1 protein-coding gene is annotated in these 513 nt (G+C 45.8%); it reads left to right on the top strand.

Going from position 1 to position 513, the window contains the following annotated elements; genetic code table 11:
* A partial coding sequence (locus R7R78_RS29580; RefSeq protein ID WP_225475022.1) for an ROK family protein occupies positions 1 to 513 on the top strand: 513 nt, incomplete at both ends.

Genomic DNA, 513 nt, shown 5'->3' with positions numbered 1-513 from the left:
CCCGTCAACTATTGGAACGCGGCCTCATTACAGAGGTCGCCCAACAAGCTTCAACAGGTGGTCGTCGAGCAATCTCATTGACCACTGAAGTGAAGCCTTTTCACTCTATCGCCGTTCGTTTGGGTCGAGACTACGTTCAATTCTGTCTCTATGACTTAGGCGGCACTGCACTGGCAGAAGATCAACACGAACTTCACTACACCAACCAAGCCGATTTGATTGCAGGTCTTATTGATTTATTAAAAGACTTCGTAAGTCGTTGCCAAGATAAAATTGACCAGTTGATTGCTATCGGTATTACGTTACCAGGCCTAGTTAACCCTACGACAGGCGTCGTTGAGTACATGCCAAATACGGATATTGATAACCTTGCGCTTGGTGAAATTATCCGAGAGAAGTTCAATACGGCTTGTTTTGTCGGTAACGACGTCCGTGGTATGGCACTTGCAGAACATTATTTTGGTGCTAGCCAAGGTTGCCAAGACTCTATCTTAGTTAGTGTACACTGCGGTA

This window comes from Vibrio sp. 2134-1 (assembly GCF_033339495.1).
Note: the sequence above shows the minus strand (reverse complement) of the source record. Positions and strands in the feature narration are given on the sequence as shown.